This is a genomic window from Paenibacillus sp. P36 (assembly GCF_045866505.1).
GTDB lineage: Bacteria > Bacillota > Bacilli > Paenibacillales > NBRC-103111 > Paenibacillus_E > Paenibacillus_E chondroitinus.
Genome location: NZ_AP038372.1, coordinates 8,363,383 through 8,383,324, shown reverse-complemented (window position 1 = coordinate 8,383,324; position 19,942 = coordinate 8,363,383). Strand labels below are relative to the sequence as shown.

At 47.9% G+C, this 19,942-nt stretch carries 16 protein-coding genes and 2 rRNA genes; 17 read left to right on the top strand and 1 reads right to left on the bottom strand.

Features of this window, described 5'->3' with window-relative positions; all coding sequences use genetic code 11:
* The first annotated feature begins 151 nt into the window (after window positions 1–151).
* From ACKTT9_RS36805 to pssA, 9 genes are all read left to right on the top strand, one after another.
* Window positions 152–3,066 (top strand): 23S ribosomal RNA (locus tag ACKTT9_RS36805).
* Between the two features lie 140 nt (window positions 3,067–3,206).
* Window positions 3,207–3,323 (top strand): 5S ribosomal RNA (rrf, locus tag ACKTT9_RS36800).
* Window positions 3,324–3,789: 466 nt separating this feature from the next.
* Window positions 3,790–4,251 (top strand): CtsR family transcriptional regulator, encoded by a 462-nt coding sequence (locus ACKTT9_RS36795; protein WP_127457568.1) that lies wholly within the window; start codon window positions 3,790–3,792, stop codon window positions 4,249–4,251.
* Between the two features lie 13 nt (window positions 4,252–4,264).
* Window positions 4,265–4,777: a UvrB/UvrC motif-containing protein gene (locus ACKTT9_RS36790; protein WP_127457567.1), complete on the top strand. Its 513-nt coding sequence runs from the start codon at window positions 4,265–4,267 to the stop codon at window positions 4,775–4,777.
* A 66-nt stretch (window positions 4,778–4,843) separates the two neighbouring features.
* The gene (locus ACKTT9_RS36785; protein ID WP_157326770.1) at window positions 4,844–5,863 is read left to right on the top strand and encodes a protein arginine kinase; all 1,020 of its coding nucleotides are present in this window, start codon (window positions 4,844–4,846) and stop codon (window positions 5,861–5,863) included.
* A 59-nt stretch (window positions 5,864–5,922) separates the two neighbouring features.
* Complete coding sequence (gene clpC / locus ACKTT9_RS36780) at window positions 5,923–8,364, top strand: ATP-dependent protease ATP-binding subunit ClpC (RefSeq protein WP_157326763.1); 2,442 nt, start codon at window positions 5,923–5,925, stop codon at window positions 8,362–8,364.
* Between the two features lie 156 nt (window positions 8,365–8,520).
* Window positions 8,521–9,888, top strand: coding sequence for a DNA repair protein RadA (radA, locus tag ACKTT9_RS36775; RefSeq protein ID WP_157326762.1), 1,368 nt, complete (start codon window positions 8,521–8,523; stop codon window positions 9,886–9,888).
* 40 nt (window positions 9,889–9,928) lie between these two features.
* Window positions 9,929–11,008 carry a DNA integrity scanning diadenylate cyclase DisA gene (gene disA, locus ACKTT9_RS36770; protein WP_407869844.1) on the top strand — a complete coding sequence of 360 codons (1,080 nt, stop codon included), beginning with the start codon at window positions 9,929–9,931 and terminating at the stop codon, window positions 11,006–11,008.
* A gap of 86 nt (window positions 11,009–11,094) precedes the next feature.
* Entirely contained in the window at window positions 11,095–11,844 is a 750-nt protein-coding gene (pssA, locus tag ACKTT9_RS36765; protein ID WP_127457562.1) for a CDP-diacylglycerol--serine O-phosphatidyltransferase, read from the top strand.
* Window positions 11,845–11,931: 87 nt separating this feature from the next.
* On the opposite strand, the gene ACKTT9_RS36760 is transcribed toward pssA, so the two are convergent.
* Window positions 11,932–12,327: a DUF1573 domain-containing protein gene (locus ACKTT9_RS36760; protein WP_127457569.1), complete on the bottom strand. Its 396-nt coding sequence runs from the start codon at window positions 12,325–12,327 to the stop codon at window positions 11,932–11,934.
* 156 nt (window positions 12,328–12,483) lie between these two features.
* Here ACKTT9_RS36760 and ACKTT9_RS36755 point away from each other — a divergent pair, with 156 nt between their 5' ends.
* The 8 genes from ACKTT9_RS36755 (at window position 12,484) to rlmB (ending at window position 19,942) form a co-directional block, all read left to right on the top strand.
* The gene (locus tag ACKTT9_RS36755) at window positions 12,484–13,551 is read left to right on the top strand and encodes a PIN/TRAM domain-containing protein (protein WP_127457561.1); all 1,068 of its coding nucleotides are present in this window, start codon (window positions 12,484–12,486) and stop codon (window positions 13,549–13,551) included.
* Between the two features lie 97 nt (window positions 13,552–13,648).
* A complete protein-coding gene (gene ispD, locus ACKTT9_RS36750; RefSeq protein WP_407869843.1) occupies window positions 13,649–14,353 on the top strand; it encodes a 2-C-methyl-D-erythritol 4-phosphate cytidylyltransferase in 705 nt (234 codons plus the stop codon).
* Window positions 14,350–14,835, top strand: coding sequence for a 2-C-methyl-D-erythritol 2,4-cyclodiphosphate synthase (ispF, locus tag ACKTT9_RS36745; protein ID WP_157326760.1), 486 nt, complete (start codon window positions 14,350–14,352; stop codon window positions 14,833–14,835). Before ispD ends, ispF begins: the two co-directional genes overlap by 4 nt.
* 30 nt (window positions 14,836–14,865) lie before the next feature.
* Entirely contained in the window at window positions 14,866–16,320 is a 1,455-nt protein-coding gene (gene gltX / locus ACKTT9_RS36740; protein WP_407869842.1) for a glutamate--tRNA ligase, read from the top strand.
* A gap of 346 nt (window positions 16,321–16,666) precedes the next feature.
* A complete protein-coding gene (cysE, locus tag ACKTT9_RS36735) occupies window positions 16,667–17,338 on the top strand; it encodes a serine O-acetyltransferase (RefSeq protein ID WP_157326758.1) in 672 nt (223 codons plus the stop codon).
* The gene (gene cysS / locus ACKTT9_RS36730) at window positions 17,319–18,719 is read left to right on the top strand and encodes a cysteine--tRNA ligase (protein ID WP_407869841.1); all 1,401 of its coding nucleotides are present in this window, start codon (window positions 17,319–17,321) and stop codon (window positions 18,717–18,719) included. Before cysE ends, cysS begins: the two co-directional genes overlap by 20 nt.
* Window positions 18,716–19,147, top strand: a complete 432-nt coding sequence (locus ACKTT9_RS36725; protein WP_407869840.1) for a Mini-ribonuclease 3 — start codon at window positions 18,716–18,718, stop codon at window positions 19,145–19,147. The genes cysS and ACKTT9_RS36725 overlap by 4 nt, the downstream gene beginning before the upstream one ends.
* A 54-nt stretch (window positions 19,148–19,201) precedes the next feature.
* Window positions 19,202–19,942 carry a 23S rRNA (guanosine(2251)-2'-O)-methyltransferase RlmB gene (rlmB, locus tag ACKTT9_RS36720; protein ID WP_127457554.1) on the top strand — a complete coding sequence of 247 codons (741 nt, stop codon included), beginning with the start codon at window positions 19,202–19,204 and terminating at the stop codon, window positions 19,940–19,942.

Below are 19,942 nucleotides of genomic sequence, written 5' to 3'. Positions count from 1 at the left end.
TGAGATCGAGAGTTGTGATAAGATAACTTTCGCCGCTGAGATAGGGCAAGGGAAATTGAATCACAATGAACACTTTGTTCCTTGAAAACTAGATAACGAAACAAAACGTAAAGTAAGAACTTAGGTAGTAATACCAAATGTATTTTTTCTAGGTTAAGCTAGAAAGAGCACACGGAGGATGCCTAGGCACTAGGAGCCGAAGAAGGACGTGGCGAACGACGAAATGCCTCGGGGAGCCGTAAGCAGGCTTTGATCCGGGGATGTCCGAATGGGGGAACCCAGCTGTGGTAATGCGCAGTTACCATGTAGTGAATACATAGCTACATTGGAGGCAGACCCAGGGAACTGAAACATCTAAGTACCTGGAGGAAAAGAAAACAAAAGTGATTCCGTCAGTAGCGGCGAGCGAAAGCGGAATAGCCCAAACCAAGGAGCTTGCTCCTTGGGGTTGTAGGACCTCGTTGTGGCAAAAGTTCGTTAGGCGAAGTGATCTGGAAAGGTCCGGCATAGAAGGTAAAAGCCCTGTAGCCCAAAATGAACGTATGCCTAGAGGTATCCTGAGTACGGCGGGTCACGTGAAACCCCGTCGGAATCCGGCAGGACCATCTGCCAAGGCTAAATACTCCCTAGTGACCGATAGTGAAGCAGTACCGTGAGGGAAAGGTGAAAAGCACCGCGGAAGCGGAGTGAAAAAGAACCTGAAACCGTGTGCTTACAAAAAGTCAGAGCCCTCTATATGGGTGATGGCGTGCCTTTTGTAGAATGAACCGGCGAGTTACGTTCCCGTGCGAGGTTAAGTCGAAGAGACGGAGCCGCAGCGAAAGCGAGTCTGAATAGGGCGCTTGAGTACGTGGACGTAGACCCGAAACCGTGTGATCTACCCCTGTCCAGGGTGAAGGTGAGGTAACACTCACTGGAGGCCCGAACCCACGAATGTTGAAAAATTCGGGGATGAGGTGGGGGTAGCGGAGAAATTCCAATCGAACTCGGAGATAGCTGGTTCTCCCCGAAATAGCTTTAGGGCTAGCCTCGGATGTTGTGAGTTGTGGAGGTAAAGCACTGATTGGGTGCGGGGCCCGCCAAGGGTTACCAAGTCCAGTCAAACTCTGAATGCCACAAACTTAAATCCGGGAGTCAGACAGTGAGTGCTAAGATCCATTGTCAAAAGGGAAACAGCCCAGACCATCAGCTAAGGTCCCCAAGTGTGTGTTAAGTGGGAAAGGATGTGGAGTTGCACAGACAACCAGGATGTTGGCTTAGAAGCAGCCACCATTGAAAGAGTGCGTAATAGCTCACTGGTCGAGTGACTCTGCGCCGAAAATGTAACGGGGCTAAACACGCCACCGAAGCTATGGCTTGCAGCAATGCATGGGTAGGGGAGCGTTGTATGTACGTTGAATTCTGACCGTAAGGACAGGTGGAGCGCATACAAGTGAGAATGCCGGTATAAGTAACGAAAAGATCAGTGAGAATCTGATCCGCCGAAAACCTAAGGGTTCCTGAGGAAGGCTCGTCCGCTCAGGGTAAGTCGGGACCTAAGGCGAGGCCGAAAGGCGTAGTCGATGGACAACAGGTGGAAATTCCTGTACCACCGTAGCCGTTATGAGCAATGGAGTGACGCAGAAGGATAGTGACGCGAGCTGATGGATGCTCGTCCAAGCAGTGAGGCTGGTTAGTAGGCAAATCCGCTAACCGTAAGGCTGGGCTGTGATGGGGAGGGAAATTTTAAGTACCGAAGGTCATGATTTCACACTGCCAAGAAAAGCTTCTAGCCAGGCGAAGGTGCCCGTACCGCAAACCGACACAGGTGGGTGAGAAGAGAATTCTAAGGCGCGCGGAAGAACTCTCGTTAAGGAACTCGGCAAAATGACCCCGTAACTTCGGGAGAAGGGGTGCCTCGGTAGGGTGAATAGCCCGAGGGGGCCGCAGTGAAAAGGCCCAAGCGACTGTTTAGCAAAAACACAGGTCTGTGCGAAGCCGCAAGGCGAAGTATACGGGCTGACGCCTGCCCGGTGCTGGAAGGTTAAGAGGAGTGGTTAGGAGCAATCCGAAGCTATGAATTGAAGCCCCAGTAAACGGCGGCCGTAACTATAACGGTCCTAAGGTAGCGAAATTCCTTGTCAGGTAAATTCTGACCCGCACGAATGGCGTAACGACTTGGGCGCTGTCTCAACGAGAGATCCGGTGAAATTTTAATACCTGTGAAGATGCAGGTTACCCGCGACAAGACGGAAAGACCCCATGGAGCTTTACTGCAGCTTGATATTGGACTTTGGTACGATCTGTACAGGATAGGTGGGAGCCTTTGAAGCCTGAGCGCCAGCTTGGGTGGAGGCGCCGTTGGGATACCACCCTGATCGTATCGGAGTTCTAACCTGGTACCGTGATCCGGTATGGGGACAGTGTCAGGTGGGCAGTTTGACTGGGGCGGTCGCCTCCTAAAATGTAACGGAGGCGTTTAAAGGTTCCCTCAGAATGGTTGGAAATCATTCGCAGAGTGCAAAGGCATAAGGGAGCTTGACTGCGAGACCTACAAGTCGAGCAGGGACGAAAGTCGGACTTAGTGATCCGGTGGTACCGAATGGAAGGGCCATCGCTCAACGGATAAAAGCTACCCTGGGGATAACAGGCTTATCTCCCCCAAGAGTCCACATCGACGGGGAGGTTTGGCACCTCGATGTCGGCTCATCGCATCCTGGGGCTGAAGTAGGTCCCAAGGGTTGGGCTGTTCGCCCATTAAAGCGGTACGCGAGCTGGGTTCAGAACGTCGTGAGACAGTTCGGTCCCTATCTGTCGCGGGCGTAGGAAATTTGAGAGGAGCTGTCCTTAGTACGAGAGGACCGGGATGGACGTACCGCTGGTGTACCAGTTGTCTCGCCAGAGGCACCGCTGGGTAGCTATGTACGGAGGGGATAAGCGCTGAAAGCATCTAAGCGCGAAGCCCCCCTCAAGATGAGATTTCCCAGTATGTAAGACCCCTTGTAGACGACGAGGTTGATAGGTTCGAGGTGGAAGTGCAGCAATGCATGCAGCTGACGAATACTAATCGGTCGAGGGCTTAACCTAATATAGGGATCTTTTGACGAAGTCAAAAGTCTCTCTGCTTGAATCCTATAGTTGTAACTTTACGCAAGTTTCGTATCTAGTTTTCAGGGTGCAAGACGTCCTGAATTGGTTTATAGATGTTTCCTGGCAGAAGCATCACGTTTGGTGATGATGGCGGAGGGGATCCACGCGTTCCCATCTCGAACACGACCGTTAAGCCCTCCAGCGTCGATGGTACTTGAACCGCAGGGTTCTGGGAGAGTAGAACGTTGCCAAGCACAGAAGAAAAACCTTTTTGAGAGAAATCTCAGAAAGGTTTTTTTGCATCTCTTACGACAACTTTAAGGTGAGATTCCCGCAAAGCGGCACAAGAGAACTGTAGGCCGCTTATTGATCTGATTTGCACCTTTCAGAGGTTAAGTGGAACCACAGGCCCTTATTCCACCTAAAAAGGCAGGCTTTTAGCCAAACAAACAAAATAGCGGAACGTAGTTCCCACTTCCTCAAAGCAGAAGCCCATCAATCTTACTCCCCAAAAAAAGGAACAGCCCCTGACGTTAAGCAGGGGTTTTTTTGTAAATACTGAGAGTAAGCTGTGAAAATGCTCAGTTTTCTTATATACGGCCAATGTTTAACGGCAGCACTTGTCAAAAAGAAAGGAAATGATTATAATCTAGTTAAGGTCAAAGAAAGTCAAAGTCAATCAAAGTCAATTTACTTCTAGCAGTCTGGGAGGATGAATTGATGCGTAACGTATCAGAAATTATTGAGCAGTATTTAAAGCATGTCCTTCAACAAAGCTCTGAAGGAGCCATCGAGATTCAACGAAACGATCTGGCCGATCAATTCCAGTGTGTGCCTTCCCAAATCAATTACGTGATTAGCACCAGGTTTACGCTGGAAAAGGGTTACCTCGTGGAGAGTAAGCGTGGCGGTGGCGGGTACATTCGTATCCAGAAGATTGAGCTTAAGAGCCATGGATCGATATTGGATCATATTTTTCGAACGATTCATACACACATAGATCAAGTCGCTTCTGAAGGACTCATTTACCAGCTGCTGGAGGGCCACTATATTTCAACACGAGAAGCCAATTTGATTCGGGCAGCGATATCCAGAGACGTGTTGACCTTCAAGCTCCCGCTGCGCGATGAAATTCGAGCTAGAATCCTTAAAGCGATGCTGATATCCTTGCTTAGCAGATGAGGAGGCATTTGAAATGATTTGTCAGGAATGCGGGAAACGACCGGCGACTCTTCATTTTACGAAGATTGTGAATGGAGACAAGAACGAGTTCCACATTTGTGAGAATTGCGCCCGCGAGAAGGGTGAAATGATTCCTGGGACATCTGGCGGGTTTTCGATTCATAATCTTTTATCAGGATTACTTGATTTCGACCCTTCCTCTTTATCCGCCGCGAAGTCCCAAGCGATCCGTTGTGAGAATTGTGGGTTAACGTACTCGCAGTTTAGTAAATTAGGCCGTTTTGGATGCGGATCCTGTTATCAGAGCTTTTCGGAAAAGTTAGATCCTCTGTTCAAAAGAGTGCACGGGAACACCGTGCATGTGGGGAAAGTCCCCAAACGAAGCGGTGGCATTATCCAATGCAAGCGGGAGATTGATACGCTGAAGAAGGATATGATGACCTGCATTGAAGCAGAAGAATTCGAACAAGCGGCGAAGATCAGGGACCAAATTCGCGAGATAGAGAAGAAAATTGCCGGATTGTGATTTTGTAAGGAAGGTGTGAATCCAGTGACACTACAGCGGTTTACAGGAGATGCATTGAGCGAATGGATGAAGGGAGAGGGACCGGAGTCGGATATCGTCATCAGCAGTCGAATCCGTATTGCACGTAACCTCAGAGACTACCCTTACCCGATGCTAGCTACCAATCAACAATCACAAGAAGTACTTGATCAGTTGTCCGGCGTGCTGGAGAATGATGAGCTGGAGACGATCAGTAATTTTTCGCTTATTCCGCTGTCTGACCTTAACGAGCTTGAGCGAATGGTACTTGTTGAGAAGCATTTAATTAGCCCTAACTTAGCTAACGAATCCAGAAATGGTGCTGTTATTTTAAGCGAAAATGAATCCATCAGCATTATGATCAATGAAGAGGATCATCTTCGCATACAATGTTTGTGCCCAGGCTTCCAAATCAAAGAAGTTTGGGACTTGGCGAACCAGATTGATGATATTTTTGAAACCCAGCTGGATTACGGCTATGATGAAAAGAGGGGCTACCTTACAAGTTGCCCTACGAACGTCGGAACCGGCATTCGCGCTTCGGTAATGATGCATTTGCCCGCTCTGGTGCTCAGCCAACAAATCAATCGGATTTTATCCGCTGTTACACAAGTTGGATTGACGGTTAGAGGATTATATGGGGAAGGCAGCGAAGCATTAGGTAATCTGTTCCAAATTTCGAATCAGATTACACTAGGACAATCCGAAGACGAGATTATTGATAATTTACACAGTGTCGCAAGGCAAATTATTGAGCATGAGCGTGCTGCAAGGCATAAGCTGATGCAAGAGTCTAGAATGCGTATCATTGATCGCGTGAACCGCTCGCTTGGTATTTTGTCTTATGCAGGAATTATGGACTCTAAGGAGGCTGCGCAGCGCCTGTCGGACGTGCGATTAGGCATAGACTTGGGGATTATCAATAATGTTTCTTCTAATGTTTTGAATGAACTGCTGGTTATGACACAACCTGGCTTTCTACAGCAATTCGCTGGCGAGAAGCTGAACGCCGATGAGCGCGATATGCGCCGGGCCGAGCTGATTCGAGAGAAATTCGGCAGGATATAGTCAGTTAAGATTCATCCTTTAGGTTTTCCATAGATATACTACTTTTGGAGGTGTTCTCTATGATGTTTGGCAGATTTACAGAACGTGCGCAAAAGGTGCTTTCTTTGGCTCAAGAGGAAGCAGTTCGCTTAGGGCATAACAATATTGGTACTGAGCACATTTTGTTGGGTCTTATTCGTGAAGGGGAAGGTATCGCCGCGAAAGCACTCGTTGCTTTGGGCTTAGGTCTTGAAAAAATTCAAGATGAAGTCGAATCCCTAATCGGCAGAGGACAAGAGCAGCCTACCAACATTGCGTATACACCTAGAGCGAAAAAAGTCATTGAGTTGTCCATGGATGAGGCAAGAAAATTAGGTCACACGTATGTGGGGACTGAACATATTTTACTGGGGCTAATTCGTGAAGGTGAAGGCGTTGCTGCTAGAGTCCTTAACAATCTAGGTGTTTCTTTGAACAAGGCTCGTCAGCAAGTTCTTCAATTGCTAGGCAGCAGCGAGACAGTGTCTCCGAGCCACGGCAACACTCAGAATGTGAATACACCTACATTGGATGGTTTAGCGAGAGATCTGACCGCCTACGCCAAAGAAGGTCATTTGGATCCCGTTATCGGCCGCAGCAAAGAAATCGAACGCGTGATTCAAGTGTTAAGCCGCAGAACGAAAAACAATCCGGTGTTGATCGGTGAGCCAGGGGTTGGTAAAACGGCAATTGCTGAAGGCCTCGCTCAGAAAATCATTAATAATGAAATCCCGGAAACGTTGAAGGATAAAAGAGTAATGACACTCGATATGGGATCTGTGGTAGCAGGGACCAAATATCGCGGTGAATTTGAGGATCGCCTCAAAAAAATCATGGACGAAATTCGTCAAGCAGGTAACATCGTACTCTTCATCGATGAGCTTCATACTTTGATCGGCGCTGGTGGTGCGGAAGGTGCGATTGATGCCTCCAACATTTTGAAGCCGGCTCTGGCGAGAGGCGAGCTGCAGTGCATCGGTGCTACGACGTTGGATGAGTACCGTAAATACATCGAAAAGGATGCCGCGCTGGAACGCCGCTTCCAACCAATCACAGTGGATCAGCCATCCCCAGAAGAAGCTATTCAAATTCTCTACGGACTGCGTGACCGCTACGAGGCTCACCACCGTGTGAAAATTACGGATGCCGCTATTCAAGAGGCTGTTAAACTCTCTGATCGCTATATCACGGATCGTTTCTTGCCGGACAAAGCGATTGACTTGATTGATGAGGCTAGCTCCAAAGTGAGACTTCGCTCCTACACAATACCGCCTTCATTGAAACAGCTGGAGAACAAGCTGGAGGATATCCGCAAGGAGAAAGATGCCGCGGTACAAAGCCAGGAGTTCGAGAAAGCAGCAGGGCTTCGCGACACCGAACAGAAGCTTCGTGAAGAGCTGGATACAACGAAAAACGACTGGAAAGAAAAACAAGGTCGTTTGGATACAGAAGTAACGCCGGATGATATCGCTCAAATCGTAGCAAGCTGGACAGGAATTCCTGTGAGCAAGCTGGCGGAAGAAGAAACAGATCGTCTGCTCAAAATGGAAGACATTCTCCATGAGCGTGTTATCGGACAGGAAGAAGCGGTAAAAGCCGTCAGCCGCGCGATTCGCCGTGCTAGAGCAGGCCTCAAAGATCCGAAGCGTCCAATGGGCTCCTTCATCTTCTTGGGACCAACTGGTGTGGGGAAAACCGAGTTAGCTCGTGCGTTAGCTGAGTCTCTATTCGGAGACGACAACGCGGTAGTACGGATCGACATGTCGGAATACATGGAGAAACACTCGACTTCTCGTTTGGTCGGAGCGCCTCCAGGGTATGTTGGCTATGAAGAAGGCGGCCAATTGACGGAGAAAGTTCGCCGCAAACCTTACTCGGTTGTATTGCTTGATGAGATCGAGAAAGCACATCCGGAAGTTTTCAATATTCTTCTGCAAGTGCTGGAAGATGGCCGTCTGACGGATTCCAAAGGACGTACAGTCGATTTCCGCAATACACTGATCATCATGACGTCCAACGTAGGCGCGGATATGATTAAGAAAAACTCCTCACTTGGCTTTACAGCCGCTCTGGATGCTGGTAAAGACTACAGCAACATGAAAGATAAAGTGATGGGCGAGCTTAAGAAAAGTTTCCGTCCTGAGTTCCTTAACCGGATCGACGAAATCATCGTCTTCCACTCCTTGGATGAGAAACATATCGCTGAAATCGTTTCTCTGATGGCGGATGATCTTCGCAAACGCCTGAAAGAACAAGAGGTGGACTTCTTGTTGACAGATAAAGCCAAAGCCTTCCTGGCCAAAGAAGGATACGATCCGACTTACGGCGCAAGACCGCTTCGCAGAGCCATCCAGAAGCATATTGAGGACCGTCTGTCTGAGGAGCTTCTCAGAGGCAATATCGCGAAGGGCGACTCCTTAACGATTGATGAGAGTGAAGGCGAGCTGGTTGTCCGGAAGGGCGAAGGCGTAGCAGCTAAATAAAAGCAAGCAAAGAAGCATTTTGCTGCATCCGTTCCTGGGTGTGGCAAAATGCTTTTTATTTTCAGATGACCTTTCATGGACTTCGTAAAAATGGTAAACTTTATTGGTAAGGATAGCCAAATAATGAATTTAAAGATCTAAGGAGTCACTTACGTCATGAGTAAACAGAAGACGAAATTTTGCTGTCAAGAATGCGGGTATGAATCGCCAAAATGGATGGGCAAATGCCCAGGTTGTCAGTCTTGGAATACGATGGTGGAAGAAGTTGAAACGGTCGTACGTACAAAGGGGATGAATTCTTCTGCCCCTCGCACGAAAGAAAAACCCACCCCCATCATACATATAGAAAGTAGCCCAGAGCCTAGGGTTGTGACCAGCAACAAGGAATTGAATCGCGTCTTAGGCGGAGGTATTGTGCCTGGATCTTTAATTCTCGTAGGTGGGGATCCGGGAATCGGGAAATCAACGTTACTGCTCCAAACTTCTTTCGAGCTGACGCAAGCACATCAGAAGGTGCTTTATATATCGGGGGAAGAGTCCGTTAAACAGACGAAGCTTCGTGCGGATCGCTTGAATGCCTCATCTCCGCTGCTGTATGTTCTTTGTGAAACGAACCTTGAGCTTATTGAAGAAGCCATTCAAGAAATTGAACCCGATTTCCTGGTGATTGACTCTATCCAGACTGTCTTCCACCCTGCTATCACATCGGCCCCGGGCACCGTTTCGCAAGTTCGGGAATGCACGGGTCACTTTATGAGAATAGCTAAGGGGAAAGGGATTGCAACGGTCCTTGTCGGCCATGTGACGAAGGAAGGCGCCATTGCGGGACCTAGGATGCTGGAGCACATGGTTGATTGTGTTCTTTACTTCGAAGGAGAGCGGCACCATTCCTACCGCGTGCTCCGTGCAGTCAAGAATCGATTCGGGTCTACGAATGAGATCGGAATTTTTGAGATGCAGGAAGTAGGACTTGTCGAAGTGAGCAACCCCTCTGAACTGTTCTTGTCCGAGAGACCACTCGGTGTTGCCGGTTCCACCGTGGTTGCGAGTATGGAAGGAACGCGTCCGGTATTGGTAGAGATTCAGGCGTTGGTTTCTTCGACGAATTTCCCATCCCCAAGAAGGATGGCGACTGGTGTCGATCACAACCGACTTTCTTTGATCATCGCCGTTTTAGAGAAACGCATGGGCATGTTCTTGCAGAATCAGGATGCTTACCTGAACGTGGCTGGCGGCGTCAAGCTTGATGAGCCTGCTGTTGACTTAGCCATTGCGATTAGTATCGCATCCAGCTTCCGGGATCATGCAACGAGACCTTTTGATGTCGTGTTCGGTGAGATCGGGTTGACCGGTGAAGTCCGTGGTGTGTCACGGATTGATCAGCGGGTAAAGGAAGCGGAGAAATTAGGATTCCGCAGAGTCATTATGCCAGAGAAAAGTTTGAAGGGGTGGACGCATCCGCCCGGTATGGAGATTATTGGGGTGAACACGGTGTCAGAAGCATTGAAAGCGGCACTGGATTAGCTCTTGAATCATTCAACCTGCAAGCCTTCAGGAGGAAACTATGAGTAAAGAAGAGATAAAGCGAGACGTCATGAGCCAATTGCTGCAAATGGTAGCCCCTGGCACATCGTTCCGCGACGGTTTGGAGAATGTATTACGCGCCAAAACGGGCGGACTTATTGTTGTTGGATATAGCGCGGAAGTAAGGGAAATTGTCGACGGCGGCTTTTCAATCGATTGTGATTTTTCACCCAATTATTTATATGAACTTGCCAAAATGGATGGAGCGATCATCCTCAGCGAAGATATCAAACGTATTCTCTATGCAAATACGCAATTAATCCCGGATTCCTCCATTTCCTCGTCGGAGACTGGAATCCGTCATCGGACTGCTGAACGTGTTGCGAAGCAAACCAATAAGCTGGTTGTTTCGATCTCGCAACGACGCAATGTCATCACCCTTTATCAAGGAAACTTGCGCTATGCGCTCAAAGATATAGGCGTTATCTTAACGAAAGCCAATCAAGCTATCCAAACTTTGGAACGGTACAAAGTGGTTTTGGATCAGTCGCTGACGAACCTGAGTGCGTCGGAGTTTGAAGAGCTGGTTACGCTGCACGATGTCACCAATGTCATTGCCCGATTTGAAATGGTGCTGCGAATCAAAGCGGAAATCAATCGCTATATTAACGAGTTGGGGAATGAAGGCCGTTTAATTAGCATGCAATTGGAAGAACTTGTTGGCAATGCGGAACTTGAAGCGCGTTTGCTCGTAAAAGATTATGTAAGGGAATTATCCGAAGATCGAGTCAAAGAAATGCAAGCTGGCTTGAAACGATTATCTTCGGATGAGTTGTTGGAACCGCACCAAATCATTCGATTACTCGGCTATCCGCATACAAATTCTATTGTTGAAGAACCGGTTTCCCCGCGCGGATTCAGGGTTCTTGGGAAAATACCGCGGCTTCCCTCGATCATTATTGCGAATCTTGTAGAGAAGTTTGGCTACCTGCCGCACATGATGATGGCAACGATTGAAGAACTGGATGAAGTTGATGGAATCGGAGAAGTGAGGGCGCGCGCTATTAAAGAAGGCCTCAAAAGAATTCAAGAACAAGTGTTCATTGACAGACATATTTAAAGTGGATACAATCATAAAGTATCTAATGTTGAGGTTTTATAAAGTCAAGTTTAGGGCATAGTAAATCCAGAGGTGGACAAAAACATATGTTAACGAAATCAATTCCCAGTCTTTTTACAGTAGGGAACTTATTCCTAGGTGTTCTGTCGATTATTCTTGCTTTCAGTGGTGAGCATGGAGTCGCAGCTGTACTTGTCATCGTTGCCATGCTGCTTGATGGTCTTGACGGCCGTGTAGCAAGGGCATTGAATGCACAAAGTGAATTTGGTAAAGAGCTAGACTCGCTGTCCGACGTTATTTCTTTCGGTGTAGCACCAGCCTTTATCATGTATGTAGTCGCTTTTAATGATCCGAGTGTGATCAGTCCAGCATTTGCCTGGATCGTCACGGCGATCTTCCCCATTTGTGGAGCGCTTCGTTTGGCTCGTTTCAACGTTGTTGCTGGTACACCTGGTTATTTCATCGGTTTGCCGATTCCGGCTGCTGGCGGTGTGCTTTGTACATTAGCGTTGTTCGTTAATGAAATTAACGTCTACGTGCTTTTGGTAAGTACGATCATGTTGTCATACTTAATGGTAAGTACTGTGAAGTACCCGAACTTCAAGAAAGCGGGTATTCCTAAAGCGGCTATCTGGATTACACCCGTTATCGTTGCTGTAGCTGTCCTGATTGCAATCAAATGGCCTGAGTCCATTTCCAAAATGATCTTCGTACCGCTCTTGTTGTACGCGCTTTATGGCTTAAAAAAAAACGTTGATGGTTTTTTCATCCGAATCCGCAGAAAGAACAAACGCCGCGGTGTAGACGATTCAAATTCCGTTAAGTCCGATGTTTAATCGGCAAATAGCAAAAATAAAAAGCATTTATTTTCTTCTGATGATCTCAGAGAAAATAAATGCTTTTTTGTTTGTTCATCTTCATGTTCATGACATGTTGAAAAGTCCTAGTGTTGTGCATTTCTTGGATTCATTCTCAACGACTTGCTCCAGGTTAACATCAAGAATGTTGCTTAGTGCGGACATATAGAACAAGTTCCTGCCCAGTTCACTACTGACAACCTCGATGCATTGTTCACACAGGTGACCGGATACATGAGTGCCCAGCACATCCTTAGCCTCATTCAAAGTCATCTCTGGATGGTACTCTTGCTTCGCTGCGTTGACCTGAATACAGCCACATTCTGTAATGGATTTCACCACGGAACGGTTAGCAGCTGCACCGGACTGTTGAAATTTGGATAAGACATCAAGCAGACTTCGGTGACGGAGCAACAATTCGGATACTTGATCTTGAAACTGCTTTAAAGTCAAGGAGCTCATTCCATCCACCTCGGGTGTGTTGGTAACTTCCAATTTCATTATAATGGAAGGCCCTTAATATTTCAATTTTACATCTGAAGAAGTGATTAACGATGGATAAATTGGAACATAATTGTAATGTAGCTTTATTAATATGTTGATGCAGGGGGTGAATCTATGATGAGGAAATGGGTACAGTTCATTTTGGCCATCATGGGTGCTAGTTTAGGATTTGGCTGGAGTGACGCCATCCTTCGAACGACAGGTTTCATGAATGAGTCAGGAAAAGCAATAGTCATCAATAGTTTATGCGCGGTAGTTATGTTCATTCTTTCAGCATGGGTTGCAGGCAAGGGGATGAAGCTGCTTGTCAAAGGGGAAAGAAACGTTGCGGACATTCCTGTGTCCGATCTGCTTTCAGGTACATTAGGACTAGTTATTGGACTGCTTATATCGGTATTGGTGTTCCCTGTACTCGATCAGGTGAAGTGGGCAAGCCCTATTTTACCCTTCGTCGTTTCGGGGGTTCTAGCAGTTATGGGGTTTCGCATTGGTTACAGCAAGCGGGAAGAGCTGGTTCAGATTATTGCGATGAGCCGGGTAGTCGCTCCAGAGAAGCAGACACACCGTCCTTACGAGGAACATAAGATTCTCGATACAAGTGTCATTATTGACGGGCGCATTGCGGATATTTGCAAAACAGGTTTCATCGAAGGGACCCTCGTGATACCGGAGTTTGTACTTGAAGAGCTTCAGCATATTGCGGACTCATCGGACTTGCTCAAGAGGAATCGCGGGCGGCGGGGACTTGATATTTTGAACAAAATTCAAAAGGAACTCGAAGTGAAAGTGCTGATTTATGAAGGCGATTTCGAAGAGATCTCCGAAGTAGACAGCAAGTTGGTTCGTCTGGCGAAGGTGCTGCAAGGCAAAGTGATTACGAACGATTTTAACCTGAATAAAGTTTGTGAATTGCAAGGTGTTTCCGTGCTAAATATTAACGATTTGGCGAATGCCGTGAAGCCTGTTGTTCTGCCGGGTGAAGAAATTATTGTTCAAGTCATTAAAGATGGCAAAGAGCATGGACAAGGTGTCGCTTATCTGGACGATGGCACGATGATTGTCGTGGAAGGCGGTCGTGAATTCATTGGCATGACGCTCGAAGTGATGGTGACTAGTGTGCTGCAAACATCAGCGGGCAGGATGATTTTCGCGAAACCGAAATTATTGGAAAAAGCTCAATAAAACCAGTATGATAGGGAGATGTAACATAACACTTACTAGTTGATAGGAAAGCTTTCGAATAGAAAGCGCTCAGGTGGAGTTGGAGGGCTTAGGACTTATGGGGAAGCTAGGGGTTATCCTCGTGGCGGCGGGCAAGGGCTCGCGCATGGGAACGGCGGAAAGCAAACAATATTTACAACTGGGACAGAAGTCAATTCTGGTACATACGTTGCAATTATTTCAAAACATACATGAAGTGAATGAAATCATTTTAGTTGTAGGCGGAAATGACGTAGAGCGCTGTACAGGCTATGTGCAGAGCTATGCGCTTTCCAAGGTCACTCATGTGCTGGCAGGCGGGGCGGAGCGTCAGGACTCCGTCAGACGGGGCTTAGAAGCCCTGGAGCAGGATACCGCTTGGGTGCTCGTACATGACGGCGTTCGTCCTTTCGTCAAAAAAGAACATGTGTTCGATTGTCTGGCAAAGGCGAAAGAACAGGACGCAGCTGTGCTGGCGGTACCCGTGAAGGATACGATCAAAGTCGTAGATTCCGAAAAGCGAATACAATCTACACCGGATAGACGAAGCTTGTGGGCCATCCAAACCCCGCAAGCTTTTCGGCTTTCTCTTTTACAGGAGGCGCATCAGCGTGCACTTCAGGAAGGCTTTCTGGGGACAGACGATGCTATGCTGGTAGAGCGTATAGGAACAACGGTGCATGTTGTTGAAGGGGACTATTACAATATCAAGATAACGACACCGGAAGATTTGCCATGGGCAGAATGGATACTACAGAACGTAAGGGGAGAGGAACAACAATGATTCGTGTAGGACAAGGATTTGATGTTCATCAGTTGGTGGAAGGCCGTAAATGCATTATTGGAGGCGTAACGATTCCTTATGAAAAGGGGCTGCTCGGCCACTCCGATGCGGATGTGCTCTTGCACGCGGTTAGCGATGCGATTCTAGGCGCTCTGGGCTTAGGAGATATCGGGAAGCACTTCCCGGATACGGCGGCGGAATTCAAGGATGCGGACAGTCTGGTCCTTTTGAAACACGTGTGGCAGCTTGCCAAAGATAGAGGATATCGTCTGGGGAACACAGATTCCACGATTATTGCCCAGAAGCCGAAGATGGCACCGTACATCCCGCAAATGGTTGAAATTATTGCCGATGCCCTAGAAGCGAAGCCGGAGCAAGTCAATGTGAAAGCTACTACGACGGAGCAGCTAGGCTTCACGGGAAGAGGCGAAGGGATTGCAGCGCAATCGGTTGTTTGTTTAATTCGAGATGTGCTAGAATAGCAGGTATTATTGGGGAGAGAGGGTATAGTCATGAACCAACCTTTACGTGTGCGCTATGCACCAAGTCCAACGGGACATTTACATATAGGCGGTGCTCGTACAGCACTTTTTGATTATTTATTGGCGCGTCGCCATGGCGGAGCTTTCGTTGTGCGTTTTGAAGATACGGATCAAACCCGTCATAAAGAATCCGGCATCGAGGATCAATTGAATGGTCTAAGATGGCTTGGATTAGAGTGGGATGAAAGCGTGGATATCGGGGGTCCATACGGTCCTTATCGCCAGATGGAAAGACTTGATATTTATCAAACTCACCTTAACCAGCTTCTTCAAAGCGGCCATGCGTATCCTTGCTACTGTTCGGAAGCCGATCTAGAGCAGGAGCGGGCAGAGCAGGAAGCACGCGGCGAGATGGGCGGTTACTCCGGGAAATGCCGTCACTTGACGCCTGAGCAAATTGCCGCTTTTGAAGCGGAAGGCCGCAAGCCTTCGACTCGATTCCTTGTGCCGGCAGACCGCATTATCGGTTTCGAAGACAAGGTTCGCGAGCACGTTGAGTTTGAATCCAATGGCATCGGCGATTTTATTATCGCGCGTCCTGACGGGATTCCGACGTATAACTTTGCTGTTATCGTGGATGACCACATGATGAAAATCAATTTGGTTATTCGCGGGGAAGAGCATCTGTCCAATACGCCTAGACAAATTCTGATGTACGAAGCTCTCGGTATGCCTGTTCCGGAATTTGCGCACTTGGCGCTGATTCTTAACCAAGACCGGAAGAAAATGAGCAAACGGGATGAGTCTATTATCCAGTTCATCGAGCAGTACCGGGAGTTAGGTTATTTACCGGAAGCTGTTGTGAACTTTATCGCTCTGCTGGGATGGTCTCCTGGCGGCGAAGAAGAAATGTTTACGAAGGAAGAATTGATCGCCCAGTTTGACCTCGACCGTGTGTCGAAGAGTCCAGCTGTGTTTGATATGGATAAATTGAACTGGATGAACAACGCCTATTTGAAAAAAGCTCCGCTTTCGCGTGTTGTTGAGCTGTGTGTACCCCACCTGCAAAAGGCCGGATACATCGAGCCGCAATTGGATGAAGCGGGCCAGGCGTGGGTGACGGCTCTAGTCGGCCTCAATCAAGAGAGAATGCGCTTCGCGGCGGAAATTGTCGAACTGTCGGGCATCTTTTTCAAGGAAGAGCTTGTTATCGACGAGGAAGCGGCAGCAGTTTTGAAAGAAGAGCATGTGCCTGCTGTATTGACCAGCTTCTTGGGGCAAGTCGAGCAAGCTGAGTCATTCACGGTAGAGGCGATCCCTGCTTTGTTGAAGCAAGTTCAGAAGGATACGGGCTATAAAGGGAAGCAATTGTTTATGTCGATCCGTTCTGCGCTGACAGGACAAGTGCATGGACCTGACCTCAATGTGTCGCTTTATCTGCTTGGAAAAGAAAAAGTCGCTTCGCGTCTACGGAACTTGTTGTAATACAGGGTTCTTTTCGCTATACTTAGTTCAATAAGGAATGCAATGATCAGGAGAGTACGATTATTTAGGGATTTATCAGAGAGGATAATCGAAGCCATCAGGCTTTGGCTGTGAGTTATCCATTCCCTCTAACCGGAAATGCACCTGGGAGCTGCCGCGCCGAATACTCGGATTCAGAGTAGGGTAGGCGCAGCCGAAATGCCCACGTTACGGGTTTTTGAGTTGGGAGACTTCCGAGTCACCAAGCAGAGTGGAACCGCGATTAATCACGCCTCTGCAGCCATATGGCTGCGGGGGCTTTTTATTATACGCAGGAGTATGATTTCCTACAAAAGAAGGTGAGAGCATGTGGCGAACGATCAAATCTGATATTTCCGCCGTATTCGATAACGACCCGGCTGCACGCAGCTGGTTTGAGGTTGTGTTTACTTACTCTGGCCTTCACGCCATATGGGCACATCGAGTCGGTCATTGGTTTTATAAAAGGAAGATGTTCACGATTGCCCGTGTTGTTTCCCAGTGGAGCCGTTTCATGACAGGCATCGAGATTCATCCAGGTGCTACGATTGGGCAAAGATTGTTTATTGACCATGGGATGGGTGTCGTCATTGGGGAAACCTGTGAGATTGGCGACGATGTTATCTTGTATCAAGGGGTCACACTGGGGGGAACAGGGAAAGAGAAAGGTAAGAGACATCCAACTATTGGCAATAATGTAGTTATTGGTTCGGGTGCCAAGATTTTGGGCTCCTTCCTTGTTGGCGAGAATTCACGGATTGGCTCCAATGCGGTGGTTATCCAAGAGGTTCCTTCGAACAGTACCGTTGTAACGATGCCGGCTAAGCTTGTGAAGCGGGATGGTGTGCGTGTGAACCGGTTGGATCATGGTAATTTGCCGGATCCCATTATTGATATATTTCAGGAAATGCAGCAGCAAATTAATGAATTGCGAAGACAGCTAGAACTAGAACGGGTTAAGAATGGAGGAGCGAGAGAACATGACGCTCAGAATGTATAATACGTTAACACGCAAGAAGGAAGAGTTCGTACCTTTAGAACCAGGTAAGGTAAAGATGTATGTGTGCGGCCCGACCGTATACAATTATATCCATATTGGAAATGGCAGACCGGTTATTTTCTTTGATGTCGTACGCCGCTTTTTAGAGACTCAGAACTATGAAGTCACTTATATTACAAACTTTACCGATGTGGATGATAAAATGATTCGTAAAGCCGAGGAAATGGCTGTTACCGTTCCGGAGCTGGCTGAAACTTTTATTGCCGCCTTCTTGGAGGATATCCAAACACTTGGGGTGCATGAGGCTACAATGAATCCCCGTGTCACGGACAATATTCAGGAAATTATCGAATTCATCGCTGCTTTGGTTGAAAAAGGCTACGCCTATGAAGCCCGCGGCGACGTCTATTATCGGACGACCAAATTCGCCGAATACGGCAAGCTTTCACATCAAAATCTGGAAGAACTCCAATACGGCATTCGCATTGAAGTGGATGACCGCAAAGAGAATCCGCAGGATTTTGTTCTTTGGAAAGCGGCGAAACCGGGAGAGATCTATTGGGATAGCCCTTGGGGCCAAGGCCGTCCGGGCTGGCACATTGAGTGCTCCGCTATGGTGCGCAAATATCTGGGTGAAACGATTGATATTCACGGCGGGGGTCAAGATCTGACGTTCCCGCATCATGAGTGCGAAATCGCGCAAACCGAAGCGGTGACTGGCCATCCAATGGCCAATTACTGGTTGCACAATGCTTTCCTTAACATTGATAATGAAAAAATGTCCAAATCGCTGGGGAATGGCATTCTCATCCGCGATCTTGTGAAACAAATCAAACCGGAAGTTTTCCGTTTCTTTATGTTATCCGCTCACTACCGCAATCCGTTGAACTTCAGCGATGAGAGCCTCAAGCAAGCGGCCAATGCGTTGGAGCGCATTCAAAATGCAAATGATAACCTGAAGCATCGTCTGGCCACAGCCTCAGTAACAGGCGAGATCGAAGCTGCTCATACGGAGCGTGTAGCGGCGATCGCTGCTCAGTTCGTCGAGAAGATGAACGACGACTTCAATACTCCGGATGCGATCACAGCGGTGTTCGATCTCGTTGCTGAAGCGAACCTGTACTTGCAGCAGGAGCGGGTGAATGCTGCCGCTTTGCAAATGTTCCTGGATCAGCTGCAGGTTTTTGATCAAACGTTGGGAATTTTGTCGAAACAGGCTGACGAATTGTTGGACGAAGAGATTGAGCAGCTGATTGTCGACCGGACGGAAGCGAGGAAGTCGAAGAACTGGGCGCGCGCGGACGAAATCCGCGATCTGCTCACAGAGAAAGGAATATTCCTTGAGGATACACCGCAGGGAATTCGTTGGCGCCGCAAATGAGTGAGACTTTTACTGATGCTGCGAATCTGTTCGTTTTTCCGCCGTCCAAGAGTCCTCATTTGCTGAATCCTCTTGTGCTTGCCTATATTGGCGATGCGGTCTATGAGGTCTATATTCGGCAATATGTGATTTCTGGCGGGAACCATCGGCCCAATCATTTGCACAAAGCAGCCACCGGCTATGTATCGGCTAAGGCGCAATCCAAGGTGTTGGATGCGCTGATGCCGATGCTGACGGAAGAAGAGATTGACATGGTAAAGCGCGGACGCAATGCCAAATCAGGAACGACAGCCAAGAACGCGGATGTGCTTGAATACCGGCACAGCACCGCGTTTGAGTGCTTAATTGGATATTTGTATTACAAGCAATCTTTTGAGCGGTTGAAGGAAATATTGGATTTTGTTCTGGCTCACAAGAATAAAGCTTAGTCCATTACGGATGTAAGTTATGTTAAACGAGGAATTTTTAGGAGGAAGCAAGAGATGGATGAGGAATATATTGGCGGGAAGCACTCCGTAATGGAGGCGATCCGTGCTGGTCGAACAATCAACAAAATTTGGATTGCTGAGAATGCACAGAAGCAATTCGCTGGCCCGATTGTAGCGGAGGCCAAAAATTTAGGGATTCTTGTACAATTTACAGATAAGCGTAAGCTTGATCAAATGGTAGAAGGACTTCAGCACCAAGGAGTTATAGCGCAAGTAGCAGCCTATGAATACGTAGAAGTAGAGGATATTCTTGCTAAAGCCAAAGCGCTTGGCCAGGATCCTTTTATCCTTATTCTTGATGAAATTGAAGACCCGCACAACCTGGGTTCGATCCTGCGAACAGCGGATTGCACGGGAGTTCACGGTGTCATTATTCCCAAAAGACGCTCCGTAGGGCTAACAGCAACGGTTTCCAAGACATCTGCGGGAGCGGTAGAGTATGTTCCTGTTGCTCGAGTAACGAATATCTCGCAGACCATCGAACAGCTCAAAGAGCAAGGAGTTTGGGTCGCGGGAACGGATGTGACAGCAGCGCAAGATGTATATAAAGCGAATTTCAGTATGCCCATAGCTCTTGTCATCGGCAATGAAGGTAAAGGTGTTGGAAGGCTGATTAAAGAGAGATGTGACTTCCTAGTTAAGCTGCCGATGGCGGGACACGTGAACTCTCTGAATGCCTCTGTAGCCGCGGGTGTATTGATGTATGAAGTGGTTCGCCAACGAACTAAGAGTTAA

Excerpts from the sequence above, each read along its gene's own strand:
- ACKTT9_RS36755 (WP_127457561.1), top strand. The coding sequence starts at position 12,484 with ATGATGAGGAAATGGGTACAGTTCATTTTGGCCATCATGGGTGCTAGT.
- ACKTT9_RS36785 (WP_157326770.1), top strand. The coding sequence starts at position 4,844 with ATGAAGGGAGAGGGACCGGAGTCGGATATCGTCATCAGCAGTCGAATC.
- cysS (WP_407869841.1), top strand. The coding sequence starts at position 17,319 with ATGACGCTCAGAATGTATAATACGTTAACACGCAAGAAGGAAGAGTTC.
- ACKTT9_RS36725 (WP_407869840.1), top strand. The coding sequence starts at position 18,716 with ATGAGTGAGACTTTTACTGATGCTGCGAATCTGTTCGTTTTTCCGCCG.
- radA (WP_157326762.1), top strand. The coding sequence starts at position 8,521 with ATGAGTAAACAGAAGACGAAATTTTGCTGTCAAGAATGCGGGTATGAA.
- pssA (WP_127457562.1), top strand. The coding sequence starts at position 11,095 with ATGTTAACGAAATCAATTCCCAGTCTTTTTACAGTAGGGAACTTATTC.
- ispF (WP_157326760.1), top strand. The coding sequence starts at position 14,350 with ATGATTCGTGTAGGACAAGGATTTGATGTTCATCAGTTGGTGGAAGGC.
- clpC (WP_157326763.1), top strand. The coding sequence starts at position 5,923 with ATGATGTTTGGCAGATTTACAGAACGTGCGCAAAAGGTGCTTTCTTTG.
- disA (WP_407869844.1), top strand. The coding sequence starts at position 9,929 with ATGAGTAAAGAAGAGATAAAGCGAGACGTCATGAGCCAATTGCTGCAA.
- ACKTT9_RS36760 (WP_127457569.1), bottom strand. The coding sequence starts at position 12,327 with ATGAGCTCCTTGACTTTAAAGCAGTTTCAAGATCAAGTATCCGAATTG.
- ACKTT9_RS36790 (WP_127457567.1), top strand. The coding sequence starts at position 4,265 with ATGATTTGTCAGGAATGCGGGAAACGACCGGCGACTCTTCATTTTACG.
- ACKTT9_RS36795 (WP_127457568.1), top strand. The coding sequence starts at position 3,790 with ATGCGTAACGTATCAGAAATTATTGAGCAGTATTTAAAGCATGTCCTT.
- gltX (WP_407869842.1), top strand. The coding sequence starts at position 14,866 with ATGAACCAACCTTTACGTGTGCGCTATGCACCAAGTCCAACGGGACAT.
- ispD (WP_407869843.1), top strand. The coding sequence starts at position 13,649 with ATGGGGAAGCTAGGGGTTATCCTCGTGGCGGCGGGCAAGGGCTCGCGC.
- cysE (WP_157326758.1), top strand. The coding sequence starts at position 16,667 with ATGTGGCGAACGATCAAATCTGATATTTCCGCCGTATTCGATAACGAC.
- rlmB (WP_127457554.1), top strand. The coding sequence starts at position 19,202 with ATGGATGAGGAATATATTGGCGGGAAGCACTCCGTAATGGAGGCGATC.